The following is a 24,608-nucleotide window of genomic DNA, read 5'->3' on the forward strand; positions in this document are numbered from 1 at the left end:
TTTCTTTTTATCGGCCATAAATTAATAGCCTGCGGCAGATTGACTCCGCCATAAATGTGCTGCAACTAGCGCTCGCCACGGGGAAAATTGCGCTAACCATTTCTCTGTCTCTTTCGCGGTCGGTTGTTCTTGGCTGTTTAATAAGGTTTGTAAATTACGCCTTACCGCAACATCGCCATGCAAAGAGCCATTGAGATAATTAAAGCCCCGCAAGAGTGCATAACTGACCGTCCAAGGGCCAATTCCTTTAATTTTGAGCAGTTGTTCTGTCACCTCGTCGGCATTGTCATGAGTCACTTGTACAGATAAATCAATCTGTTGGGTTTTAATTGCTTCACATAACGCCCTAAGAGCAACAATTTTCCCTAATGAAAACCCTGTTTGTCTGAGTGTATCATCACTGACTAAATCCACTTGTTGGATATCAGGAAAACACCAAATCCCTGATGAATGCTGTACCCCAACAGCTTGTATAAAGCGCCGACGGATTGCGATAGCGGCATGGACACTAATTTGTTGCCCAATAATCGCCCACACTAAAGCCTCGAAAGCATTAGAGGACTGATAAATTCTTAATCCCTTTTGTTTTTCAATGAGTTGACCAAGCACGGGGTCTGTTAGGTAGTGTATTTCAAATTCATTAACGGGTTGATGTAAACCCAACAAGTGTTTCCCAAGGGTGCGCAGCTCTGTTTCAGTTGGGGAAACATCCGAAGAATCAATATCTAAAGAAATTGTTGCATGTTGGTTTTCAATGGCTAACCGAATGTTGGCGGGATGATTTTGCCAAATTAGGCCTTTTTGCAAACAATTGTCGACGACAATCTCTGCCACATTTTGTTGGTCTCTTAAATGGAAGGCAAAAAAATCTGCAGAGCGATAAGGTTGTGGGAGAAGTAAATTAACAGTGAATGTTTGCATTATGATGACCTGATAAGATTTTTCTTTAATCCCAATATATTGTGTATTGGTGCATTAGGTAACTCATATTTTAGTGAACAAGTATGTTATCTTAATAAGATGGATTATTTCGTCACTGACATGGTGTTTACAGCGAATAAGGAAGTGAAATGAAAACTGAAGATCGCAGTTCATCTCATAACCCTCCAGCCTCTCCTAAGCCTAAACCTGAACTAACAGGGATAGGTGGTTGGCTGATTTTACCCATGTTAGGGATCGTGCTATCCGTTATTATTCTTCCATTTGCAATTTACGGGCAAAATATCCAGGTTATTGAGTATTGGGATGAGTTAACGAACTCCCAATCCGATACATTTATACCCTTATTTAAAGAACTTATCTATTTTGAGCTTTTAGGAAATGCGATTTTATATACTTTATTGCTTTTCTTGTGTTATGTCTTTTTTACGAAGAAAAAGCTCACAATCAAAATTTATATTTTCTTCCAGCTATTTGCTTTAGTGCTGACTATTTCAGATATTATATTGGCAGGAGCATTGTTAGATTTAGAGGTTGAAGCATCGGATATTCGCGACATTTTTCGTGCCCTAATTGGCTGCGCAATTTGGATACCGTATTTTTTGGTTTCTAAGCGGGTAAAAAATACTTTTGTGAATTAAATACCGTCATTGAGGTGAAGTGATGATTTATTGCAAAAGAGTGTATGACCCTGTGACTAAGGATGATGGCTATCGTGTCTTAGTCGATAGGCTATGGCCTCGAGGGATTAAAAAAATCGATTTACAGTGTGATGAGTGGAATAAAGAGGTGGCTCCCTCTAATGAGTTACGAAAATGGTTCCATCAACATACCGATCAATTCGAGCAATTTGTGCAGCGCTATTGCGAAGAATTGAATAGCACCGAGGCTTGGCAAAAGTTAGTTGAGCAGGCGGAGCAAGGTCATGTGACCCTATTGTATAGCGCGAAAAATACAGAACATAATCAAGCGATTGTACTCAAAAAATACATTGAAGAAAAAATACAGGATACAAAGGTTCGTTAAATGGAGAATTCTCAATCCACGGTTCAATTAGAGCAGGTTGTCGCTCAAGTCATTCCACAACCTGCCCCGAAAAAGTCGCTTGAAGGGCTAGGTGGTTGGTTAATTTGGCCAGTTATTGGGCTGTTTTATATGTTGTATAAAATGGTCATGATGCTAATGCAAGAAGTCTCTCAAGTAAAAACAGTTTGGCCACTTGCTACACAAGTGGGTTCTGATTTTTATGTGCCTGGCTTTTCAATGGGTTATTACCTATTGCAAACGGGTTATGGGGTTATCATTGCATTACTATTGTGGACCTTTATTGCGGCAGTTAAATGGAAAAAAAGTGCGAAGTGGTTGTTTATCATAACCATGTTGCTATATACCTTGATGGTGTTTGTTGCCCGCTTTGTATTCCCTTATACATTCGGTATGGAAATTAATTACTCAAACGTTATCACAGCGATTAATGGCAGCTTCTATTGTGTGTTATGGATACCGTATTTTTTAGTTTCTAACCGCGTTAAAAACACGTTTATTCGTTAATAATTAACCACCTCTTTTGAAGGTGGTTAATTATTCTATTCGTTAGCAAGATTCAATGTATGGGTAATATTGCAGCGCTCAATAAAGGCGTTATCATGGGAAACCAATAGCAATGTACCTTGGTAATTGTTTAATACATCCTCTAGTAATTGCTTCGATTCTAAATCCAGATGGTTATCTGGCTCGTCGAGTAACAAAATCGCAGGTGGATTCGGGCTATGGGTCAGTGCTAATAATGTGGCTTTGAGCTGTTCGCCCCCACTCAGTTGTTGTAGTGGTAGCAAGGATTTATCGCCTCGAATCCGTAACATGCCCAGTTGTGTCCGCCATTGTTCAACCGTAAACATGGGCTGGTGTTGGTGGAGTGCCTCGCCAACGGGTAGCGTTTTATCCAGTAAGTTTAGGTGCTGGTCTAAGTAGCAAAAACGTCCACTTAGGCGGGATTCACCCGATAGGGCTTTCAGGTGCCCTGCAAGTACTTTAAGTAAGGTGGATTTACCACAACCATTATCACCTTGAATATGCCAATGTTCCCCACTGTATACGGTGAATGATAGTGGCGATAAATGGCCATAGGGTAACGAAAGATCGGAAGCGAAAACCGTCACTTTTTTCCCCTCACCCTGATAGGCAATGACCATCTTTTGCTGCTTAATATGGTGCATTTTCTCTTGGTTTTCTTGTCGTTGGCCTTGTAAATTATCCATCACCCGCTGATGGCGGTCGGCAACACTAGACTGCCTTTTTTCTGCACGGTTTTTCTGCATATCGAGTAGCAGTAAGGACTGAGAGCCACCATAACGGATTTTTTCTCCTTGTTTTTTCCGCTGAGCGGCTTTTTGTAATGTGGCTTGTAGTTGCTTTTTCTCTTGGTTAAGACGTTTTTCTAAACGCGCAGCTTGGGCATCAATCGCCGCGATTTCGAAATTCTTCTGCGTGTCATATAACCCATAGTTCCCTCCGTATTCTTGCAAGCTTTTCTCGGTGAGTTCAAAAATTGTGTCCATTTCATTTAACAGTGCTCGGTTATGAGAGATAACAAGGCTACCTGCTCTGTGCTCAGTCAGTTTTTGGCTTAGCCATTGACGGCTTCTGGTGTCTAAGTGGTTATCTGGTTCATCAAGCAGTAGAAAGCTATCTTGCTGTAAAAAGGCACGACATAGTGCAAGGCGCGTTCGTTCGCCACCACTGAGATGGACGATAGGGGTTTCCATCGAAACGGGCAATCGTGCAGAATCTAACAAATTTTGCCATTGAGACGGTAAATGCCATTTATCGTCGACTAACTCAAAATCGCACTGTGAGCCATTACCTGCTTCAATGCGAGAAAATGCATGATACAGCTCCGTAATACCTAAAGCATCAATCAGCGTTTCGCCTGTTAAGCGGGTGAGCTGATTAATATGGATAAAGGGCATATTCCAATGCACATTCCCCTGCGTAGGTGGTAGAACTTGAGCTAGCAGCTGCATCAGCACAGATTTACCCCGCCCATTATGGCCAATTAAGGCATTTTTTTGGCAAGACAATGTCCCACTTAATGGTGGAAACAGGGCTGTTTGGTTAAATTCGATATTCAGTTGTGAAAAGTGACACGCAATTGTCATAGGCACCTCCAAAAATAAAGAGTGCAGACAACGTCGTTGACTTATCAAGAAGCGTCGATGAATAGCGTTGCCTGCCAGGAACAGAAAAATGAATACCAAGGTGGTATTGGAAAATATTTTCTGGCAGTGCTTAATTCATCGTAGGGAGTACCTGCTAAGTTAAGAGATAGGATAAAAGACGTGCATATTATAGGCAAAGAAAATCAATTTAAGCAACATATAGGCTGTAAATATAAAAAGACCAGTCAATTGACTGGCCTTGGACTAATAACAACGAGATTTTGACGATTATGCAGAGGTGTGCTCTGACAACCATTGTGCAATGTGCTGTTTTTCTGAATCATTCAACCACATGCCCAATTTAGTACGACGCCAGATGGCATCATCTAATTCGGTTACCCACTCATTTTTCACTAAGTAGCGTAGTTCGGCTTCATACACATTCGCGCCGAATGCTTCACCGAGATCACTGAGCGAGCTCGCGCCATCCAAAATCAGCTTGCTGTTACTGCCGTAAGTTCTTGCATAACGCAGTGCGATCCCTTCAGGAAGCCATGGATAATGTTTGCGTAATACGCGTGCATAACCATCACGATCACAACCTTCGATATCACCACCCGGCAATTGACCATTTTTCGTCCACGGACTACCTGCATTTGGGTAATAAGTCGCCAATTTATTTACAGCGGCTTCGGCTAATTTACGGTAAGTGGTTAATTTACCACCGAATACGGATAGTAATGGCGCTTGGCCTTGCTCATCGTGAATATCTAAGGTGTAATCACGAGTAATTGCTTGCGGTGAGTCAGACTCATCATCACACAATGGGCGAACCCCTGAGTAATCCCATACCACATCTTCAACCGTTAACTGTTTTTTGAAGTGGTCGTTATACACTTTAAGCAAATAACTGACTTCTTTGTCGTCAATTTTGACGTCTTTTGGATCGCCCTTGTATTCCACATCTGTTGTACCGATGATTGAGAACTCATCCATCCACGGAATAACAAAGACAATACGGTTATCCTCGTTTTGCAGGATGTAAGCTTGTGGTTCATCGTGAGCGCGTGGAACAACGATATGGCTACCTTTAATTAAGCGAATGCCGTATGGCGATTTTAATTTCAAACCATCATCAAAGAACTCTTTCACCCAAGGGCCCGTTGCATTAACCAGTCCTTTTGCTTTCCAAGTGAGAGTTTCACCCGTACGTAAGTCTTGTGCTTCAACAACCCATAAGCCATTTTCGCGGTAAGCACGAGTCACTTTTGTGCGAGTGCGAACTTCACCATGCTTACGTACCACTTCTTGAGCGTTTAGAACAACCAAACGCGCATCATCAACCCAACAATCTGAGTACTCAAACCCTTTGGTTAATTCAGATTTCAGCACAGAGTTTTGGCCGAATTTTAAGCTTTTACTGCTTGGCAGGCTGACACGCTTGCCTAAATGGTCATAAAGGAACAGGCCAATACGAATCATCCAAGCTGGACGCAAATGTGGTTGGTGTGGTAAACGAAAGCGCATTGGAAACGCAATGTGCGGTGCGAGTCGTAATAAGACTTCGCGCTCAGCCAGTGCTTCACTGACTAATCTGAATTCATAATGTTCGAGGTAGCGTAAGCCACCGTGGATCAGCTTTGAACTCGCTGATGAGGTTGCACTCGCTAAGTCTTGAGCTTCGAGCAGTAATACCGATAATCCACGACCTGCAGCGTCAGCTGCAATACCAGCGCCGTTGATCCCGCCGCCGATGACAATCAAGTCTTTAGTTTCCATGCATCCCCCTGAGATGTTCGAAAAACTTTCAATAATGTTCGTTTTCGCTCATTTGATTGTAGTCAAAATGAATAGTGATGCCAACTATTATTAATAAGAAAAATAACAACTGCGTGATATTGGTAACAATTTTTTTTCAATAACCACAAATAAAATAATGGTATATAGGCAGGGAAAAACATTTTTGAGCGAAAAAGAACACAGAACAGCGAGAGGTGGGGGTTAAAACAGAAGGGGCGTATTAATAAACACGATAGCAGTGCAAGGGCACCGCCATCATGAACATAATGATTTGATTAGCAAAGTTCGAGCTGGACGTTATGTTGCTCAATCACTTTGAGAATGCTGTCTGGCGGCTGTTTGTCGGTAAATAAATAGTCGATTAAGTTCATATTACCGAGATTGACCATTGCATTACGGCCGAACTTAGAGTGATCGGTGACCAACATGACGCAACGTGAATTTTCAATAATGGCGCGTTTTGTACGCACTTCATGATAATCGAACTCCAGTAGCGAGCCATCCATATCAATGCCACTAATGCCCAAAATGCCGTAATCTAACCTGAATTGAGAGATAAAATCGAGGGTGGCTTCGCCGACAATTCCGCCATCGCGTGAACGCACTTCGCCCCCCGCTAAAATTAAGCGGAAGTCTTCTTTTGGCATGAGTAACGTGGCAACGTTTAGGTTATTAGTAACAACACGCAGGTTTTTATGGTTAACCAACGCATGAGCCACAGCTTCAGGCGTGGTTCCGATATCAATAAATAGCGTCGCACCATCAGGAATTTGGCTCGCGACATGTTGCGCAATACGGGCTTTTTCATCTGACCACATGATTTTACGGTCATGATACGCCGCGTTTACGGAGCTTGAAGGCAGTGCTGCGCCACCGTGGTGCCGCTGAATTTTATTTTGTTCAGCGAGGTCATTGAGGTCTCGTCGGATGGTTTGAGGGCTAACCTCAAAGTGCTCGACAAGTTCTTCAGTACTGACATATCCCTGAAGACGCACAAGTTCAACGATTGCATCATGTCTCTGGGTTTGTTTCACAGCGTTAGCCTCTAATTATTAAAATGTATTATCTGGAACTCTGGTGTTTAATAAAGCTGTGCCTATTATCCCACACTCCCATCAATAAGCCGATAATTAACCCTGAAGTGTGTGCGGCATTTGCAATATGCATCCCTAAAATATCGAAGTAACCAAAAAAGAGCCAGATAATTGAGAAAATCATTAACCCTCGGGGAACATTCACGCCGCTTTCTGGGTTGCGCTCACCGGTTAGCCAAACGTAGCTAACTAGGGCATAAACGACACCCGATAAGCCCCCAAAGTTGTTTTCGCTAAACAGCGATTGTCCCCAGTTACTAAACAGGGCGGAGACTAATAAAATAGTAAAGAGCTTTCCTGTTCCTAGCTTGCGTTCAACTTGGCCAGCTAAAAACCACCATAGCGCAAGGTTAAACCCAATATGTGACAGTGAAAAATGCACAAAGGCGGGGCTTATCCAACGCCAAAGTTCTGATTGTTGGTCACCAATTGGCCACGCTAAGTAACGTAATACTTCACGGGCATCAGTCATTTCTACCCAAAGATATACAATAATCGATAGTAGAATAACAGTAATTGTGAGTGGCCCTGATTGTTCTTTCAGGTAACCCCAAGTGAGAAAATTACGATATTGAAATTGCATATCAGCATTACCTGTTTGCCAGCTGGCAGCAAGGTAGCGCGGGTCATTTGGGTTTTTCAGGAAAGTATCAAGCTCTTGACGGACTTGATTGAGAAATTGGTCATCCTCCAACCAAAGTTCATACAGCGCTTGTTCTTGGGATGGCTTAAGGCTTAAATGGATATTCCGCCCAGCCATATAGTCAACAAATGCTTGCGCCATTCTTGGGTTAGCAAAGGAAGTGATGTGGATCATGAATGCGTTTTCTCGTCTAGAGCGCCGTGACGGCTTGTGGATATTCCCTTAACCAGGCTTCAAACCCGCCATTAATACTGTAAACAGATTCATAGCCGATGTTGATCAGGTACTGTGCTGCACCTTGGCTGCTGTGCCCGTGGTAGCACATTACCATAACGGGTTGTTCATAATCTGTTTGTTCTAAAAATTGGCTCAGCGACTCATTGGTGAGGTGATAAGCACCGCTAGCATGACCTGCGCGGAAGCTTTGTGGATCACGTACATCAACAAGTACGGCAGTGCTTTCCAACCAATGTTGATAAGCTTGCTCTGGTGTTAGTGTCTCAAAATGGTCCATAAAATACCGGATATAGCGGGGAAAACCCCATAAAAAACGAATTCGGCACCTGTAAGCAGAAAAACAGGTGCCAGATATCAGTGGCAATTAGTAGAAAGAGTGCTCGCCACGTTGGTGCTCAGTCAGGTCTTTAACGCCTTTTAACTCACCATCAAACATTTTCAGTAATTCTTTTTCGATACCTTCTTTTAAGGTGACATCGACCATAGAACAACCGTTACAGCCACCACCAAATTGCAGGATAGCAAAGCCTTCATCGGTGATTTCCATTAGGGAAACACGGCCGCCGTGGCTGGCTAATTGTGGGTTAATTTGTGACTGTAAAACGTACTCAACGCGCTCAATTAATGGTGCATCATCAGAGACTTTACGCATTTTTGCGTTTGGTGCTTTAAGCGTCAGTTGTGAACCCAGTTGGTCGGTAACGAAATCAATTTCGGCTTCTTCTAAAAAAGGCGCGCTAATTTCATCAACATAAGCAGATAATTTTTCGAACTTCAGTTCCTTATCTGTTGCTTCAACAGCACCTGGTGGGCAGTATGAAACGCCACACTCAGCTGTTGGTGTACCTGGGTTGATGACAAATACACGGATTTGGGTTCCTGGCTCTTGATTTTCCAACAACTTGGCAAAATGAGCCTGTGCTGCTTCAGTAATATTAATCATAATCATTTGCTCAATAATAGTTGACTGCTTTAGTTGGTTATAATACGCCCATTTACCCCTTTCCTACAAGGTGCGACAGAGTGACCATGCATCAACAGTGCGGGCACCCGCACAAATCAACAATTGTGCCGCCGCATTCATTGTCGAACCTGTCGTGATAACATCATCAAGAATGGCGACATGTAGGCCAGAAACCGCAGTTTCTAAGGTAAACGCTCCCTTTAGGTTTTTTCGGCGATGTTCACGTTTTAATGTAATCTGCGCCAGTGTATCACGACTACGGAGTAATGAATTTTGCGAATAGGGGATATTTAACCATCTGGATAAATTTTCGCCTATTAATGCCATGTGGTCAAATCCTCGCCACCATAATCGGTGACGATGCAAGGGAATGGTCATAATGAGGTCGGGTTTTTGCCATGTATTTTCGCGGTAACCCTGTAGCCAAAATAAAACAAAAATGCGCGCTAAAGCAAAAGCAAGCTGAGATTGTTGATTAAACTTAAAGTGATGAATAAGCTTACGCAATGGAGCTTGATAGGGCGTGACGGTAATTAAACGTTGCCAAGCAGGGGGCTGTTTTAAGCAGCGACCGCATTGCAGTGTTTCGAGTTCACTGGGCAGTGCACAGCGTGAGCAGCACTTCGGCATAGTTGGTAAGCTTTTTAGGCAAAAACTGCAAATACCTTGGCAGCTTAAATTGAGTGATTGATGGCATAGCCAACATGCCCCTTCCATTGATAGCATAATGATATTCCGTTAAAAAATGTTGATTGAATAAAGAGAGTGTAACCATGGCAAAGCTATATTGGCAGACCGTCGGCGAAGGAAAACAAGATCTTGTGTTGCTGCACGGGTGGGGGTTGAATGCGCAAGTTTGGCAAACAATTATTCCTCGAATCGCTTCGCATTTTCGTGTTCATCTCGTTGACTTGCCAGGTTATGGGCGGAGCCAAGATTTTGCACCGATGAATATTCAATCTATGGCGGATATTTTGTGGGGATATGCCCCGAAAAACGCTATTTGGCTAGGGTGGTCTTTGGGGGGGCTCGTTGCCAGTCGAATTGCACTGGATCACCCTCATGAAGTTCAAGGGCTGATTACCGTTGCATCCTCCCCTTGCTTTAGAGCCGATGGGGATTGGGCAGGTATTCGTCCCGAAGTGTTATTGGGCTTTGAGCAGCAGCTTGCCGCAGATTTTCATCGCACTGTCGAACGCTTTTTAGCGTTGCAAACTTTAGGCACGGAAAGCGCCCGCAACGATGCTCGCACCTTAAAATCAGTGGTGCTGGAACAACCTATTCCGACGGTGGAAACGTTAAATGCGGGGCTTGAATCATTGCGAACAGAAGATTTACGTGAAGAATTGAAAAGCCTGCCAGTGCCGTTCTTACGGATTTATGGTTACCTCGATGGTTTAGTGCCGCGAAGGATAGTGCCTATGTTGGATGCGTTTTATCCAAACTCTCCATCCGTGATTATGCGTAATAGTGCTCATGCACCATTTATTTCACACCCCGATGAGTTTTGTGAATATTTGTTGGATTTTCAAAGTCGGTTGGAAGAGTAAAGCGAGTAAGCCGCTGAGGTTGTGGCTTACTTTATCTTATATACAAAATGGGCGCAGTCGGTGCTTTCTGGGCAGCCTTTGCAGCTGGAGCCCGTTAAGCAGGCGCTTATATCCACCTGCTCAATTTTCCCTAAGCTTTCCAACTTTTCCACCATCGCTTTTATCATTGGCGTTGGGGTCTTAAGTTGTTCGCTAAGTAGCGCGATGTCAGCTTGCCCGTATAAAGCAATCAAATCTCTCACTTGTAGCAAGCTGACCATCGTTTAGTCCTTAGTGGCAGGTATTGCTAGAGCAGCCAGAGCACTGCTGTGCGGTTTTGCTTTTAATATTCAACGTCACGCGGCTACGCATACGACGTAGGAGCATGAACAGGGCGATATTAAATACCACAACAGCGATGATGGTAATTAGGCTACTTTGTGGGTGCTCACTGAACGTCGCGGTTTGGTAAAACAGCGCTGACAGGCTATAGGCCACATTCAGTCCCCAGAAGATGGAGAAACTCATCCAGCTTTTGTTCGTTTCACGAGCAATTGCCCCCATGACTGACACACAAGGCACATACAGTAAGACAAAAATCAGGTAGCTATAGGCAGCGATACCTGAGCCAAATTTCGCGGCCATGGTGCCCATTGAGCCTGATTCCATTTCGCCATCTCCTTTGCTAGCTTCGATTGGGTTCGATAACGCGCTTAGGGTAAAGGTTTCTTTTAAGCTATCCCATGTTTCAGATACCGCATCTTCCAGCTCATCCCATAAGTTGAAGGACTCTGCATCGAATGGCTCCGAGGTAATCGCTTCGGCGGTGTAGAGGGTATTTAACGTCCCAACGACCACTTCTTTTGCCATTGCACCGGTAATCAAGCCCACCGTTGCTTGCCAGTTGTCGGCGTGAACACCGATTGGCTGCAATGCAGGGGTGATCACTTTACTGACGGAAGCCAGAGCTGAGTCATTAATGTTATCAACAGGTTTACCTGAGAATGAGAAGCTATTGAGTGCGCCGATAAAGATACTCGCCACGACAATGACCTTACCTGCACGCACCACGAAGCCTTTTAAGCGCTGCCAGGTTTGGATCAATAATGTTTTGACGTGTGGCACGTGGTACACGGGTAATTCCATCACGAATGGCGAAGCTTCACCACGCATTAGGGTATGTTTAAGTAGAAGCCCAGTCAGGATAGCCACCACAATCCCTAAAATATACAGGGAGAACACGACACTCGCGCCATTTTTACCAAAGAAGGCTGCGGCAAATACCGCGAAGATTGCCAACCGTGCACCACAAGACATAAACGGCGCCATGAGGACGGTAATCAGCCTTTCACGTGGGGCATCTAGGGTACGAGCGCCCATAATAGATGGAACGTTACAACCAAAACCGACGATTAATGGGACAAACGATTTGCCTGGTAGGCCCAGCGCCTGCATCAATCTATCCATCACGAAAGCGGCACGCGCCATATAACCTGAGTCTTCTAGAATAGAAAGGAACAGGTACATCATCCCGATTTGTGGCACCAATGGTAGGACGGTGTTAATACCACCACCGACACCTTGTGCCAAGAAGATAGTGAGCCAATCAGGGAAACTAAAATAGGCACCAACCCACTGAATACCATGAATAAATATTGCCTCAGAAGCCCCTTCAAAGAACGGCTGGAGTGCCCCACCAATATTGATGGCAAGGACGAACATCAGGTACATCACAAACAAGAAAATGGGTACGCCTAGCCAACGGTTGAGGATAAATTTATCCAGTGATTGCGTCAGTCTGTTAGGTTCAGCGGCACTATTGTTGATCGCCGCTTGGCAAATGGTCGCAATAGATTGATAACGCGCATCAGCAATCAGCAGTTCAGGTTCTTCATTTAATGTTTCAGTGAGTTGCTGGCGAGTGGCTTGTAATTGCATTTCTGAAATTTCAGCACGTTGGCGACTATAAATATCCCCTTCAAGGATTTGTAAGGCCAGCCAGCGACGTTGTTGGTGGCTAAATTGTTGAGCTGAAATTTGTTCAGATAATGAATCAACAGCTTGTAATAGCTGTGGTGGATATTCAACAAGGGCTTTTTGGTTATTTTGCGGATGAGTATCAATGGTTTTTTTCAGTTTATCGATACCCGTTGCACGGGTTGAAACCATTGGGATCACAGGGCAGCCCAGCTGTTTTTCCAGTTTAACAATATCGATATCAATATGTTGGCTTTGGGCGATATCCAACATATTCAAGGCGACAATACAGGGGACGCCTAACTCAACGAGTTGTAGTGTGAGATAGAGATTGCGTTCTAGGTTCGACGCATCGACGACGTTAATCAACATGTCAGCTTCGCCACTTAAAATAAAGTAGCAGGCGATTTGTTCGTCGAGGGAGGTTTGTTCTGAAATGGTTGTGAGCGAGTAGGTGCCAGGGAGGTCGACAAGCTCAATTTTGTGGTCATCCGTGTGAAAGCGGCCAACCTTGCGCTCAACGGTGACGCCAGCCCAGTTACCAACACGTTGCCTTGACCCCGTTAGCTGGTTAAAAAGGGTCGTTTTACCTGCATTGGGGTTACCAATTAAGCCGATAGTCAATCGTTTCATAGTGTTTGCCAATAATCAAAAGAGAAGACTTAAGCGGTAGGCGCTTCATCAAGGTTTAGTAGGGCGAGGTCCTTTTTGCGTAGCACTAAGCTGACGCGGTGAGTTTCGATTTGTACAGGATCGCCAAAAGGCGCTAAACGCACCACTTTAAAAACGGAGCCCGGTAATAAACCGAGAGACAATAATTTTTGTCGGTATGCAGGGCTTATTTCGGGAGAGAAGCCCAGAATTTTGTAACTGCATTGAGGAAGTATAGCCATAGTGTCTTCCTATTATCTTCCTAACGATTCAATTCATAATGATACGGATAATTATTGTTAGAAAAGTTTGTGTCCACAAGCAAAACGCAGAGTAAAACAAAAATAAATCTAATTAACAATGAGAATCATAATCATCCACCTTTTGTTATATTTAGCCTCTTTTTTCGTCAATTTGACTTGATGTGGATCAACGAAGCATGGAGTTAGCGGTGTTTTTTAGATAGCGATGGGATAAAGCGAAAAGAATTGGCTGGGTTGATTTTTGAACAATATATTGGATTTATTTATTAATTTAGCAGTGAAGATATTTCTAGAAAATACTAAATACCCCAATGAATTTATTGGGGTATTTAGCTTAGTCAGATTACTTTTTTTTGCCAAATGCAGCAGCAAGAGCGTCGCTCATAGCACTGTTGCCTGATGAATTCGCGTTTTGGCGCGAGTTACCACGAGGTGCAGGGGCTTTACGTGCGTTTTTATCTTGCGCTGGCGCGGCTTTGCGAGGTGAGCTGTTGGAATCACCTGCTTGCTCGTCCAAACGCATGGTGAGGGCGATACGCTTGCGGGCAATATCCACATCTAACACTTTCACTTTCACAATATCGCCCGCTTTCACCACTTTGTGTGGGTCTTCGACGTAACTATTGGAGAGAGAAGAGATATGCACTAAGCCGTCTTGGTGTACGCCGATATCCACAAATGCACCAAAGTTGGTCACGTTGGTCACTGCACCTTCTAAAATCATGCCAGAAACGAGGTCATTCATCGTTTCCACACCTTCTGCAAAGGTAGCGGTTTTAAATTCAGGGCGTGGGTCACGACCTGGCTTTTCTAACTCTTTGATAATATCCGTAACGGTGGGTACACCAAATTGTTCTGTGGTGAAATCACGCGGACTCAGTGTGTTGAGCACTTGAGAATTACCCATAATGTCTTTCAATGGCTGGCGTACGGTTTGCAGAATTTTTTCAACAATAGGGTAAGCTTCAGGGTGAACTGTTGATGCATCTAGCGGGTTCTCACCATTAGTGATACGCAGGAACCCTGCACATTGTTCAAAGGCTTTAGGCCCAAGACGAGCTACTTTCAACAACTGTTTTCGGTCATTGAATTGGCCGTTTTCATCACGCCAATCAACTACGTTCTGCGCGATCATTTTGCTCAAGCCTGCAACACGAGTCAGCAAGGCGACGGATGCAGTATTTAAGTCTACACCAACGGAGTTTACGCAATCTTCAACGACGGCATCCAGTTTACGGGCGAGTTGGGTTTGGCTAACATCATGTTGATATTGACCCACGCCAATAGATTTCGGGTCTATTTTAACTAGCTCAGCTAGCGGGTCTTGTAAGCGACGAGCAATCGACACAGCACCACGCAAAGACACATCCAAGGTTGGGAATTCTAGCGCAGCCAGTTCAGAGGCCGAGTACACTGACGCCCCAGCTTCACTGACAATCACTTTTTGCGCAGTCACTTCAGGGTATTGTTTTTGCACCTCCGCAAAGAAACGTTCAGTTTCGCGAGACGCGGTACCGTTGCCAATCGCCACTAATTCAACGTTATGTTTCTGGCACAATGCCGCCACGATGGTTGCTGCTTTCGCTGCTTGCCCAGTGTGCGGGTAGATAGTATCGGTCGCGATCAGTTTCCCTGTCGCATCCACAACCGCAACTTTCACCCCGGTACGTAAGCCAGGATCGAGACCCATCGTTGCACGCATACCTGCAGGCGCGGCCATCAGTAAATCGCTGAGGTTACGGGCAAAAACATTAATCGCTTCTTCTTCAGCTTTTTCACGTAGAGCGCTCATTACTTCTGTTTCTAAATGCAAAAGCACCTTGACGCGCCATGTCCAGCTAATGACCGCTTTGCGCCATTGGTCGGCAGGGGCGTTGCTCAAACGCACATCTAAGTGGCGAGTAATAATCTCTTCGCAGTAACTTTCTTTGGGTGGCTCATCAAACTGTGGGTCACAGTTTAACGAAAGTTGTAAAATACCTTCGTTGCGACCGCGGAACATCGCCAGTGCGCGGTGTGAAGGCACTTGAGAAACGGGTTCTTGGTGTTCGAAGTAATCGCTAAATTTGACGCCTTCTGCTTGTTTGCCTTCTGCAACGACGGAAACGAGGTGCGCATTTTTCCAAATATAGTCGCGAACTTTCGCCAATAAAGCTGCATCTTCGGCGAAACGCTCCATCAGGATGTAACGTGCGCCATCTAAGGCAGCTTTCACATCCGCCACACCTTTATCTGCATCTACATAAGTTTGTGCGAGTGCTTCAGGGGATTGACTTGGGTCTGCCCACAGCGTATCCGCTAATGGCTCCAGCCCTGCTTCAATGGCGATTTGCCCACGAGTGCGACGTTTTGGTTTGTAGGGTAAGTAAAGGTCTTCAAGCTCGGTTTTATTGAGTGTGCTGTTGATTGCAGCAGCGAGTTCAGGGGATAACTTTCCTTGTTCATCAATCGATTTGAGAATGGTTTGCTTACGGTCGTTGAGTTCGCGTAAGTACCCTAAGCGGCTTTCTAGCTGGCGAAGCTGAGTATCGTCCAACCCTCCGGTAACCTCTTTACGGTAACGCGCGATAAACGGGACAGTATTGCCTTCATCCAACAATGTGATGGCAGAAAAAACCTGTTTCGGTTGGGCTCGCAGTTCTGCTGCAATAATTTGGCTTAGAGTTTCATTCATGTCGTGTTTAAATACCTACTGAAAGAACAGTTAAAAAATTTACTGCACTGTTATACTTGGTGGTAGCAAGAATTTCCAGACTGAATTTCGGTCTATTGGTAGGAAAGTCTCAGATTATGTTCTATAAAATATTATAATTATTGTCCTTATTGACTAATATTCTAAGGTTATGGCGAAAAGTCTATTAATAACGCGTGAAGGTTGGGATACGCTCGACAAAGAGCTTAAGTATCTGTGGAAAGAAGAGCGGCCTAGAGTGACCCAATCGGTCTCAGAGGCTGCGGCACAAGGCGATCGCTCAGAAAACGCTGAATATATTTATGGTAAAAAAAGGCTGCGTGAGATAGACCGACGCATTCGTTTTTTATCTAAAAGATTGGATCAGCTCAGGATTATCGAGCCAGATCCTCGCCAAGAAGGCCGTGTCTTTTTTGGTGCATGGGTTAAACTTGAGGATGATAATGAAAATATCAGAATATTCCGCATAGTTGGCGCGGATGAGTTTAATCCTGCAAAACAATGGATTTCAATTGACTCTCCTGTTGCACGCGCTCTGATTGGTAAGCAGGTTGATGATGAAATTACGGTGAACACGCCAGGTGGGGATGTCACCTATTTTGTTTTAGAAATAAGCTATAAGCCACTAACCGACTGAAGTGTAAAATGATTCATTAAATCTATGGTTAATGGTAAATTAGTGAACATTAAACGTGTTTTTGTTCACTTTTAGAACAATAATTTGAAAGATGCACATCTTGAGGGCTACAAAATGCAGGAAAGTTATAAAGTTCTTGTCGTCGATGATGATATGCGTTTACGTGCACTGCTGGAGCGTTACCTCACTGAACAAGGCTTTCAGGTCAGGAGTGCTGCAAACGCCGAACAAATGGACAGGATCCTGACGAGGGAATCTATTCATCTGATCGTGTTAGATTTAATGCTTCCAGGTGAAGATGGCCTATCAATTTGCCGTCGTTTACGTAGCCAAAATAACCCAATCCCGATCATTATGGTTACAGCAAAGGGTGAGGAAGTTGACCGTATTGTTGGTTTAGAAATCGGGGCGGATGACTATATTCCTAAACCGTTCAACCCACGTGAGCTGCTGGCCCGTATTCGCGCCGTATTACGTCGCCAAGCAAATGAATTGCCAGGTGCGCCATCTCAGGATGACGCAGTCATTACCTTTGGTAAATTTAAGCTAAATCTTGGAACGCGTGAAATGTTCCAAGGTGATGAAAATATGCCATTGACCAGTGGCGAGTTTGCGGTATTAAAAGTGTTGGTTTCTTATCCAAGGGAGCCGCTATCTCGTGACAAGCTCATGAGCCTAGCAAGAGGCCGCGAGTACAGTGCGATGGAGCGTTCTATTGACGTTCAAATTTCGCGTCTGCGCCGCATGGTTGAAGAAGACCCAGCGCACCCACGCTATATTCAAACGGTTTGGGGCTTGGGCTATGTGTTTGTTCCAGATGGAAGTAAAGCATGAAGCGACTGAGGTTCTCACGACGTAGTACATTTTCTCGTTCGTTGTTTTTATTTGTTGCGCTGCTGTTCGCGAGCTTAGTGACCAGCTATATGGTGGTATTGAATTTTGTTGTGATGCCTAGCTTACAACAATTCAATAAAGTCCTCGCGTACGAAGTTAGAACATTGATGACCGAGAAAATGGTTCTACAAGATGGAACCTCAGTGCGGGTTTCCCCCGCTTTGCGTAAGAAAATCTACAATGAATTAGGTATTACGTTCTATGCCCATTCTGCCGCCATGGAGGAAGGGCTGAATTGGGCTAAAGAGTATGATTTTCTGAGCGAACACATGTCGCAATACTTAGGCGGTAAGGCAAATGTTCATCTTGAACTTGGCCGTGAGTATCCGATTTTGTGGTTAACGTCTTATCTCGCACCAGATATCTGGGTGCGAGTTCCTCTGACTGAAATTGGTCAAAACCAGTTTTCCCTCGTTTTTAGGTATACCTTAACCATTTTCCTCACCATCTTTGCAGGGGTATGGCTGTATATTCGTTACCAAAACAAGCCATTACTTGAATTGGAATACCATGCAGGGGAGGTCGGTAAGGGCTTTGTATTGCCCCCGATGCAAGAAAAGGGGGCAACGGAAGTTAGGGCAGCAATTCGGTCTTTTAACCACATGGCCGCAGGGATTAAAACCCTTGAAAATGACCGAACTGTCTTGATGGCAGGGGTCAGCCATGACTTAAGAACACCATTAACTCGTATCCGCTTAGCGACAGAAATGATGAGCCCAGAAGACAGCTATCTGGCAGAGTCTATCAATAAAGATATTGAAGAGTGTGACGCGATTATTGGCCAATTCATGTCTTACCTGAAAACGGGTCAAGAGATGGATATGGAATTCTGCGATCTCAACGCGATTCTGATGGAAGCCGTCAATTCAGAAAGCAGTGTGGTTGGCGAAATTGAAACGGCGTTAGAACCAGGATCCATGATTGTGAACGGTAACCCGTTGGCCATCAAACGTGCAATCACTAATATGATTGTAAATGCGTACCGCTATGGAAATGGCTGGATAAAAGTCAGTAGTGGAAAAACCGAAGATTTTGTCTGGTTCCAAGTGGAAGATGACGGCGCGGGTATCAAAGACGAAGATATCCACCGCTTATTCCAACCGTTCGTGCAAGGCGAAAAAGCACGAAGTAATACAGGGACAGGCCTGGGGCTAGCGATTATACGCCGTATAGTGGACGCCCATGAAGGGAGTATTGAGATCCACAAAAGTGAGCGCGGCGGGTTTGCGATTAGGGCTTTGCTTCCTCTCAAAGAAAAAGAAGACTGATATCTCGTCATATTTCAAGCCGTAGGGGTGTTGCCTGCAGCTTGAACTATTTAGAGCTATCCCTTTACTCTTCACACTTTGCGCCGCAGCGTTGTTGGCTGCACTCGGCTACTCGGGTCACATACTTGTGTATGCTCCCCGAGCTAAATACTCTTCACACTTTGCGCCGCAGCGTTGTTGTCTGCACTCGGCTACTCGGGTCACATACTCATGTATGCTCCCCGAGATACCCTCGTTTGCCGCCTAGCTGCGACACAAATTGTTTTGAGTATTATCTGTATTCAAGCTCCTTTGGCGCCTAGCTGCGACACAAATTGTTTTGAGTATTATCTGTATTCAGGCTCCTTTGGCGCCTAGCTGCGACACAAATTGTTTTGAGTATTATCTGTATTCAGGCTCCTTTGGCGCCTAGCTGCAACACAAATTGTTTTGAGTATTACTTTATAGTTACAGGATAAAAATATTTTCGCTTTTATGACAGCCTGTCATTTTTCTTTTTCAAACATATTTTGATGTGACATTTATTTAATTATTTGAATTTACTTTGTTTTTATTTTTATCCTTCCTGGTTTTATCTCGTCCTCAGTGAAAAAATAATCAATTGTCATAAAACTGTCATAAAAACGACATGTTGTCGTAACTAAATTGTCCTATTTTTCCTACCGTGACATACACCCAACAATTTTATACTTGATTGTTTCTATACATCCCCGGAGGGATTATGAAAATGACGCGTACCACCTTAGCAAGCGTAATGGCAGCAACTTTATCTCTGACTGCAATGTCTTCTTTTGCTGCTACCAGCCTGACCGGAGCTGGCGCGACCTTCCCTGCTCCTGTTTATGCGAAGTGGGCAGACTCTTATCAGAAAGAAACAGGTAATAAAGTGAACTATCAGGGGATTGGCTCTTCTGGTGGTGTAAAACAGATTAATGCAAAAACAGTTGATTTCGGTGCATCTGATGCGCCATTGACTGATGAAAAACTAAAAGAAGATGGTTTGTTCCAATTCCCTACCGTTATTGGTGGTGTGGTGTTGGCGGTTAACGTAAAAGGTATCGAATCAGGTCAACTGACTTTAGATGGCAACACATTAGGTGATATCTATTTAGGTAAAATCACCAAATGGAACGACCCAGCTATTGCAAAATTAAATCCGAAAGTGAGCTTGCCAGACCAAGCTATTGCGGTGGTAAGACGTTCTGATGGCTCAGGTACTACATTTGTTTTCACCAGCTACTTAGCAAAAGTCAGTGCGAGTTGGAAAGATGAAATCGGTGCGGGCTCAACCGTTAACTGGCCGAAAAACAGCGTAGGCGGTAAAGGTAACGACGGTGTTGCCGCATTCGTACAACGTCTGCCAGGCTCTATCGGCTATGTGGAATATGCTTACGCAAAACAAAACAATCTTGCGTATACTAAGTTAGTGTCTGCGGATGGCGAAGCTGTATCACCAACAGGCGAAAGCTTCAGTGCAGCAGCGAAAAAAGTTGATTGGTCGAAGTCGTTTGCTCAAGACCTGACTAACCGTGATGGTGCAAACGCTTGGCCAATCACGTCAACAACGTTCATCTTAGTACACAAAGAACAAGCCAATGCTGAAAAAGGTAAAGCCGTTCTCGACTTCTACAACTGGGCGTACGATAAAGGCGGTAAACAAGCAGAAGCGCTGGATTACGCCGTTTTACCTCAAGAGGTTGTAACAGCCGTTCGTGCAGCATGGAAAACAGAAATTAAAGATAGCCAAGGTAAAGCATTGTTCTAATGCACCTCGGGTTGGAAATGGCGGGTAAGTACTGAGGAACAGGGCTTACCCGCTCATTGTTGTAACACAATCCTACAGTACAAGTAGGAATGGAAAGAGAACAAAGCGCATGGCCGAAAAAACAACGGCATTTAGAGCTCCCAGCAAATCAGGTGATATAATTTTTGGTGCACTGGTAAAGATTGCCGCGCTAATCACCTTATTAATGCTAGGTGGCATTATTATTTCCCTTATTTTTGCATCTTGGCCAAGTATGCAGAAGTTTGGGTTTTCGTTTTTATGGACCAAAGAGTGGGATGCGCCTGCAGAACAGTTTGGTGCCCTTGTGCCAATTTATGGCACCATTGTAACCTCGTTAATCGCCCTGATTATCGCCGTCCCTGTCAGTTTTGGTATCGCGTTGTTCTTAACGGAACTTGCGCCAAACTGGCTAAAACGCCCATTAGGGATTGCTATTGAATTGCTCGCCGCCATTCCCAGTATCGTTTACGGGATGTGGGGCTTATTTGTTTTCGCACCACTCTTTGCCGAATATTTCCAAGAGCCAGTTGGCAACGTGATGTCGAGTATTCCAATTGTCGGCGAATTATTTTCAGGCCCTGCATTCGGGATAGGTATTTTAGCGGCGGGGATCATCCTCGCGATTATGATTATTCCATACATTGCGTCTGTAATGCGTGATGTGTTTGAACAAACCCCAGTGATGATGAAAGAGTCAGCCTACGGGATTGGCTGTACCACTTGGGAAGTGATTTGGAACATCGTATTGCCGTATACCCGTAACGGGGTAATAGGCGGGGTGATGTTAGGGTTAGGCCGTGCATTGGGTGAAACCATGGCGGTAACCTTCGTGATTGGTAATACCTACCAGCTCGATAGTGTGTCCCTCTTCATGCCAGGAAACAGTATTACTTCTGCATTAGCGAATGAGTTTGCGGAAGCAGAAAGTGGCTTACATACCTCAGCGCTGATGGAACTTGGGCTTATCTTGTTTGTTATCACGTTTATTGTGTTGGCGATTTCCAAGTTGATGGTAATGCGTCTTGCGAAGAATGAGGGGCGTTAATATGTCAGAATCTCAACCTTTTATCATCAATGAGAAAGAACGTGCACGCCGTCAAGCATGGCGTCGCCAAGTTAACAGAATGGCACTGCTTGTCTCAATGTTGACCATGGCATTTGGGCTGTTCTGGTTAGTGTGGATTTTATTTTCGACGGTGACCAAAGGGATTGACGGTATGTCCCTTAACCTGTTTACCGAGATGACGCCACCACCGAATACGGAAGGTGGTGGTTTAGCGAATGCGATCGTCGGAAGTGGTTTATTAATCCTGTGGGCTACCGTGATTGGAACACCTTTAGGAATTTTAGCGGGGATTTACTTGGCAGAATATGGTCGTAAATCATGGTTAGCCTCTGTAACCCGCTTTATTAATGACATTCTGTTATCAGCACCATCTATTGTTGTCGGTCTGTTTGTGTATACCATCGTGGTTGCGCAAATGCAGCACTTCTCTGGATGGGCTGGGGTGATTGCACTGGCATTGCTGCAAATCCCCATTGTTATTCGTACCACTGAAAACATGCTGAAACTGGTACCAGATAGCTTGCGTGAAGCGGCTTATGCTCTTGGAACGCCGAAATGGAAAATGATTTTATCCATTACATTAAAGGCATCTGTATCTGGGATTATTACAGGGATCTTACTGGCAATTGCGCGTATTGCGGGAGAAACCGCACCGCTCCTGTTTACTTCACTGTCGAACCAGTTCTGGAGTACAGATATGAGCGAACCAATTGCTAACTTACCTGTAACTATTTTTAAATTCGCAATGAGCCCATTCTCCGAATGGCAAGAGCTCGCATGGGCTGGGGTGCTGTTAATTACCCTGTGTGTCCTGCTGATTAACATCATTGCCCGCGTTGTGTTTGCACAGAAAAAACACTAAGCGCCCAGATAAATAAAGATTTAGAGAGAAAGTAACCATGATTAATGCAAACGAAATTGCGAACAGTAAAATTAAAGTCCGTGACCTCAATTTCTTTTATGGCAAGTTTCACGCACTGAAGAATATCTCTTTAGATATTGAAAAAAACAAAGTGACAGCATTTATCGGACCATCAGGTTGTGGTAAATCGACGTTATTGCGTACATTTAATAAAATGTATGAACTGTACGGTGAACAACGCGCTGAAGGTGAAATTTTACTGGATGGTCAAAATATCCTGACGGACAAACAAGATATCGCATTATTACGTGCAAAAGTGGGGATGGTGTTCCAGAAACCAACGCCATTCCCAATGTCCATCTATGACAACATTGCATTTGGTGTACGTTTATTTGAAAAGCTGTCTCGTGTGGAAATGGATGAGCGCGTGCAGTGGGCACTTACCAAAGCAGCGCTGTGGAATGAAACCAAAGACAAATTGCACCAAAGTGGTTACAGCTTGTCGGGGGGTCAGCAACAACGTCTGTGTATTGCGCGAGGTATTGCAATTCGCCCAGAAGTGTTATTGCTGGATGAGCCTTGTTCAGCATTGGACCCTATTTCCACAGGGCGCATTGAAGAGTTAATCAGTGAGTTAAAATCAGAGTATACGGTCGTGATTGTTACCCACAACATGCAACAAGCGGCACGTTGTTCTGATTACACAGCATTTATGTATTTAGGTGAACTGATTGAGTTTAATCATACCGATAAGATGTTCACTACCCCAGAAATGAAGCAAACCGAAGATTATATTACTGGCCGCTACGGTTGATATGGAGCCGACGATGGATACGCTGAATCACAATAAACATATATCTGGGCAGTTCAATGCGGAACTGGAACATATCCATACTGAATTAATGACAATGGGAGGGCTGGTCGAAGAACAGCTCACCAAAGCCATTACGGCAATGCATAACCAGGACGAAGCCCTAGCGCGCGAAGTTATCGAAAATGACCACAAAGTCAATATGATGGAAGTGGCCATTGATGAAGAGTGCGTCAAAATTATAGCCAAGCGCCAGCCAACGGCGAGTGACTTGCGACTGATTATGTCAATTTCAAAAACGATTGCGGAGTTGGAAAGGATCGGCGACGTTGCCGATAAAATCTGCCAAACTGCATTGGAGAAATTTTCGCAGCAACATCAGCCGCTTCTCGTCAGTTTAGAATCGCTAGGCCGCCACACAGTGCAAATGTTGCATGATGTGCTAGATGCGTTTGCGCGAATGGATCTCGAAGAGGCGATTCGTATCTACCGCGAAGATGAAAAAGTTGACCAAGAGTACGAAGGTATTGTCCGTCAGCTCATGACCTATATGATGGAAGACCCAAGAACAATTCCAAGCGTATTAACAGCGCTGTTCTGCGCACGCTCAATCGAGCGTATCGGTGACCGCTGTCAAAACATCTGTGAGTTTATTTTCTACTATGTGAAGGGGCAAGATTTCCGACATGTGGGGGGGGATAATTTAGAAAAAATGCTCACCAAATAAATTTTCGTCATCCTTCGTGCTGTGGCGGTGTTGGCTTTATTCGGCTACTTGGGTCACATACTTATGTATGCTCCCAATTTTCGTCATATTTCACGCTGTGGCGGTGTTGACTGCACTCACTCACCCAAGTCACATACTTGTGTATGTTCCTTGGGATGAGTTCCTTTGTCGCCTAGCCACAACGCGAACTATTTAGAAAATTAAATACTCACTATGTTTTGTGTTGTGGCGGTGTTGGCTTCATTCATCTACTCGGGTCACAGACTTATGTATGCTCCTAGGGATAACGTTGTTTGCCGCCTTGCTACAGCACGAACTATTTAGAGCATTGATACATTTGAACAGTTATTTCCTTAATAACTATTGGTGTATATTTTTAGGTGCAATGTATCTAAAAATTTAGCTTAAGGTTTTTATACAGACTTTCTTCTTGCTCAATAAGAGTCTATTGATGGTGTAAGCCATATTTGGGGGCCTTTGTTATAGCGGTTGCCCCTTTTTTGTATCTCTTCATATTCCATTAAGTTATAAATATATTATTTAATATTATTTCAGGTGCTAAGAGATAGTTGATAGCTTGTGATGGTCGATTTACATAAATTTACCACTA

24 protein-coding genes are annotated in these 24,608 nt (G+C 44.2%); 12 read left to right on the top strand and 12 right to left on the bottom strand.

The annotated features are described in order from the left end of the window. Nucleotides 1-21 precede the first annotated feature (21 nt). Nucleotides 22-921: a DNA-3-methyladenine glycosylase family protein gene (locus KDJ85_RS13325; RefSeq protein WP_225820088.1), complete on the bottom strand. Its 900-nt coding sequence runs from the start codon at nucleotides 919-921 to the stop codon at nucleotides 22-24. Nucleotides 922-1,070: 149 nt separating this feature from the next. On the opposite strand from KDJ85_RS13325, the gene KDJ85_RS13330 reads away from it, so the two are divergent. From KDJ85_RS13330 to KDJ85_RS13340, 3 genes are read left to right on the top strand one after another with little or no spacing between them, the layout of a single operon-like run. After that, complete coding sequence (locus KDJ85_RS13330) at nucleotides 1,071-1,580, top strand: DUF2569 domain-containing protein (RefSeq protein WP_225820089.1); 510 nt, start codon at nucleotides 1,071-1,073, stop codon at nucleotides 1,578-1,580. Nucleotides 1,581-1,602: 22 nt separating this feature from the next. After that, complete coding sequence (locus KDJ85_RS13335; protein ID WP_225820090.1) at nucleotides 1,603-1,965, top strand: DUF488 domain-containing protein; 363 nt, start codon at nucleotides 1,603-1,605, stop codon at nucleotides 1,963-1,965. Beyond that, on the top strand, nucleotides 1,966-2,490 hold the full coding sequence (locus tag KDJ85_RS13340; protein WP_225820091.1) for a DUF2569 family protein: 525 nt from the start codon (nucleotides 1,966-1,968) through the stop codon (nucleotides 2,488-2,490). A gap of 35 nt (nucleotides 2,491-2,525) precedes the next feature. Here the strand turns inward: KDJ85_RS13340 and KDJ85_RS13345 are convergent, their stop codons facing one another. The 7 genes from KDJ85_RS13345 to KDJ85_RS13375 form a co-directional block, all read right to left on the bottom strand. After that, nucleotides 2,526-4,097, bottom strand: coding sequence for an ATP-binding cassette domain-containing protein (locus tag KDJ85_RS13345; RefSeq protein ID WP_225820092.1), 1,572 nt, complete (start codon nucleotides 4,095-4,097; stop codon nucleotides 2,526-2,528). A 288-nt stretch (nucleotides 4,098-4,385) separates the two neighbouring features. Then, entirely contained in the window at nucleotides 4,386-5,876 is a 1,491-nt protein-coding gene (gene glpD, locus KDJ85_RS13350) for a glycerol-3-phosphate dehydrogenase (protein ID WP_225820093.1), read from the bottom strand. A gap of 296 nt (nucleotides 5,877-6,172) precedes the next feature. Beyond that, complete coding sequence (locus KDJ85_RS13355; RefSeq protein WP_225820094.1) at nucleotides 6,173-6,931, bottom strand: DeoR/GlpR family transcriptional regulator; 759 nt, start codon at nucleotides 6,929-6,931, stop codon at nucleotides 6,173-6,175. Nucleotides 6,932-6,959: 28 nt separating this feature from the next. Continuing rightward, nucleotides 6,960-7,808, bottom strand: a complete 849-nt coding sequence (gene glpG, locus KDJ85_RS13360; protein ID WP_225820095.1) for a rhomboid family intramembrane serine protease GlpG — start codon at nucleotides 7,806-7,808, stop codon at nucleotides 6,960-6,962. 16 nt (nucleotides 7,809-7,824) lie between these two features. Next, nucleotides 7,825-8,148, bottom strand: coding sequence for a thiosulfate sulfurtransferase GlpE (glpE, locus tag KDJ85_RS13365; RefSeq protein WP_219245354.1), 324 nt, complete (start codon nucleotides 8,146-8,148; stop codon nucleotides 7,825-7,827). Nucleotides 8,149-8,235: 87 nt separating this feature from the next. Continuing rightward, the gene (gene nfuA, locus KDJ85_RS13370) at nucleotides 8,236-8,814 is read right to left on the bottom strand and encodes a Fe-S biogenesis protein NfuA (protein ID WP_047756247.1); all 579 of its coding nucleotides are present in this window, start codon (nucleotides 8,812-8,814) and stop codon (nucleotides 8,236-8,238) included. 63 nt (nucleotides 8,815-8,877) lie between these two features. Beyond that, nucleotides 8,878-9,561 (bottom strand): DNA utilization protein GntX, encoded by a 684-nt coding sequence (locus KDJ85_RS13375; protein ID WP_225820096.1) that lies wholly within the window; start codon nucleotides 9,559-9,561, stop codon nucleotides 8,878-8,880. 47 nt (nucleotides 9,562-9,608) lie between these two features. Between KDJ85_RS13375 and bioH the strand changes: the two genes are divergently transcribed. Further along, nucleotides 9,609-10,385 (top strand): pimeloyl-ACP methyl ester esterase BioH, encoded by a 777-nt coding sequence (bioH, locus tag KDJ85_RS13380; RefSeq protein WP_225820097.1) that lies wholly within the window; start codon nucleotides 9,609-9,611, stop codon nucleotides 10,383-10,385. A gap of 26 nt (nucleotides 10,386-10,411) precedes the next feature. Here the strand turns inward: bioH and KDJ85_RS13385 are convergent, their stop codons facing one another. From KDJ85_RS13385 to KDJ85_RS13400, 4 genes are all read right to left on the bottom strand, one after another. After that, nucleotides 10,412-10,645, bottom strand: coding sequence for a FeoC-like transcriptional regulator (locus KDJ85_RS13385; RefSeq protein WP_225820098.1), 234 nt, complete (start codon nucleotides 10,643-10,645; stop codon nucleotides 10,412-10,414). Nucleotides 10,646-10,655: 10 nt separating this feature from the next. Next, on the bottom strand, nucleotides 10,656-12,974 hold the full coding sequence (feoB, locus tag KDJ85_RS13390; RefSeq protein ID WP_225820099.1) for a Fe(2+) transporter permease subunit FeoB: 2,319 nt from the start codon (nucleotides 12,972-12,974) through the stop codon (nucleotides 10,656-10,658). Between the two features lie 29 nt (nucleotides 12,975-13,003). Further along, nucleotides 13,004-13,234, bottom strand: coding sequence for a ferrous iron transporter A (feoA, locus tag KDJ85_RS13395; protein ID WP_047756225.1), 231 nt, complete (start codon nucleotides 13,232-13,234; stop codon nucleotides 13,004-13,006). Between the two features lie 364 nt (nucleotides 13,235-13,598). Further along, nucleotides 13,599-15,929, bottom strand: a complete 2,331-nt coding sequence (locus KDJ85_RS13400) for a Tex family protein (protein ID WP_225820100.1) — start codon at nucleotides 15,927-15,929, stop codon at nucleotides 13,599-13,601. Nucleotides 15,930-16,098: 169 nt separating this feature from the next. On the opposite strand from KDJ85_RS13400, the gene greB reads away from it, so the two are divergent. The 8 genes from greB to phoU all read left to right on the top strand — a co-directional run bounded on the left by greB (nucleotide 16,099) and on the right by phoU (nucleotide 23,998). Further along, on the top strand, nucleotides 16,099-16,584 hold the full coding sequence (gene greB / locus KDJ85_RS13405; RefSeq protein WP_225820101.1) for a transcription elongation factor GreB: 486 nt from the start codon (nucleotides 16,099-16,101) through the stop codon (nucleotides 16,582-16,584). A 114-nt stretch (nucleotides 16,585-16,698) separates the two neighbouring features. Further along, complete coding sequence (gene ompR / locus KDJ85_RS13410) at nucleotides 16,699-17,418, top strand: osmolarity response regulator transcription factor OmpR (RefSeq protein WP_042847751.1); 720 nt, start codon at nucleotides 16,699-16,701, stop codon at nucleotides 17,416-17,418. Beyond that, the gene (envZ, locus tag KDJ85_RS13415) at nucleotides 17,415-18,746 is read left to right on the top strand and encodes a two-component system sensor histidine kinase EnvZ (RefSeq protein ID WP_225820102.1); all 1,332 of its coding nucleotides are present in this window, start codon (nucleotides 17,415-17,417) and stop codon (nucleotides 18,744-18,746) included. Before ompR ends, envZ begins: the two co-directional genes overlap by 4 nt. A gap of 721 nt (nucleotides 18,747-19,467) precedes the next feature. After that, the gene (gene pstS / locus KDJ85_RS13420; RefSeq protein WP_225820103.1) at nucleotides 19,468-20,511 is read left to right on the top strand and encodes a phosphate ABC transporter substrate-binding protein PstS; all 1,044 of its coding nucleotides are present in this window, start codon (nucleotides 19,468-19,470) and stop codon (nucleotides 20,509-20,511) included. Between the two features lie 109 nt (nucleotides 20,512-20,620). Continuing rightward, a complete protein-coding gene (pstC, locus tag KDJ85_RS13425; RefSeq protein ID WP_225820104.1) occupies nucleotides 20,621-21,577 on the top strand; it encodes a phosphate ABC transporter permease PstC in 957 nt (318 codons plus the stop codon). Between the two features lies 1 nt (nucleotide 21,578). Next, nucleotides 21,579-22,460: a phosphate ABC transporter permease PstA gene (gene pstA / locus KDJ85_RS13430; RefSeq protein ID WP_047756180.1), complete on the top strand. Its 882-nt coding sequence runs from the start codon at nucleotides 21,579-21,581 to the stop codon at nucleotides 22,458-22,460. Nucleotides 22,461-22,497: 37 nt separating this feature from the next. Continuing rightward, nucleotides 22,498-23,274 carry a phosphate ABC transporter ATP-binding protein PstB gene (gene pstB, locus KDJ85_RS13435; RefSeq protein ID WP_206084970.1) on the top strand — a complete coding sequence of 259 codons (777 nt, stop codon included), beginning with the start codon at nucleotides 22,498-22,500 and terminating at the stop codon, nucleotides 23,272-23,274. A 13-nt stretch (nucleotides 23,275-23,287) separates the two neighbouring features. After that, nucleotides 23,288-23,998 (top strand): phosphate signaling complex protein PhoU, encoded by a 711-nt coding sequence (gene phoU / locus KDJ85_RS13440; protein ID WP_206084968.1) that lies wholly within the window; start codon nucleotides 23,288-23,290, stop codon nucleotides 23,996-23,998. Nucleotides 23,999-24,608 lie beyond the last annotated feature (610 nt).

It is taken from the genome of Providencia vermicola (genome assembly GCF_020381325.1).
Lineage (GTDB): Bacteria > Pseudomonadota > Gammaproteobacteria > Enterobacterales > Enterobacteriaceae > Providencia > Providencia vermicola.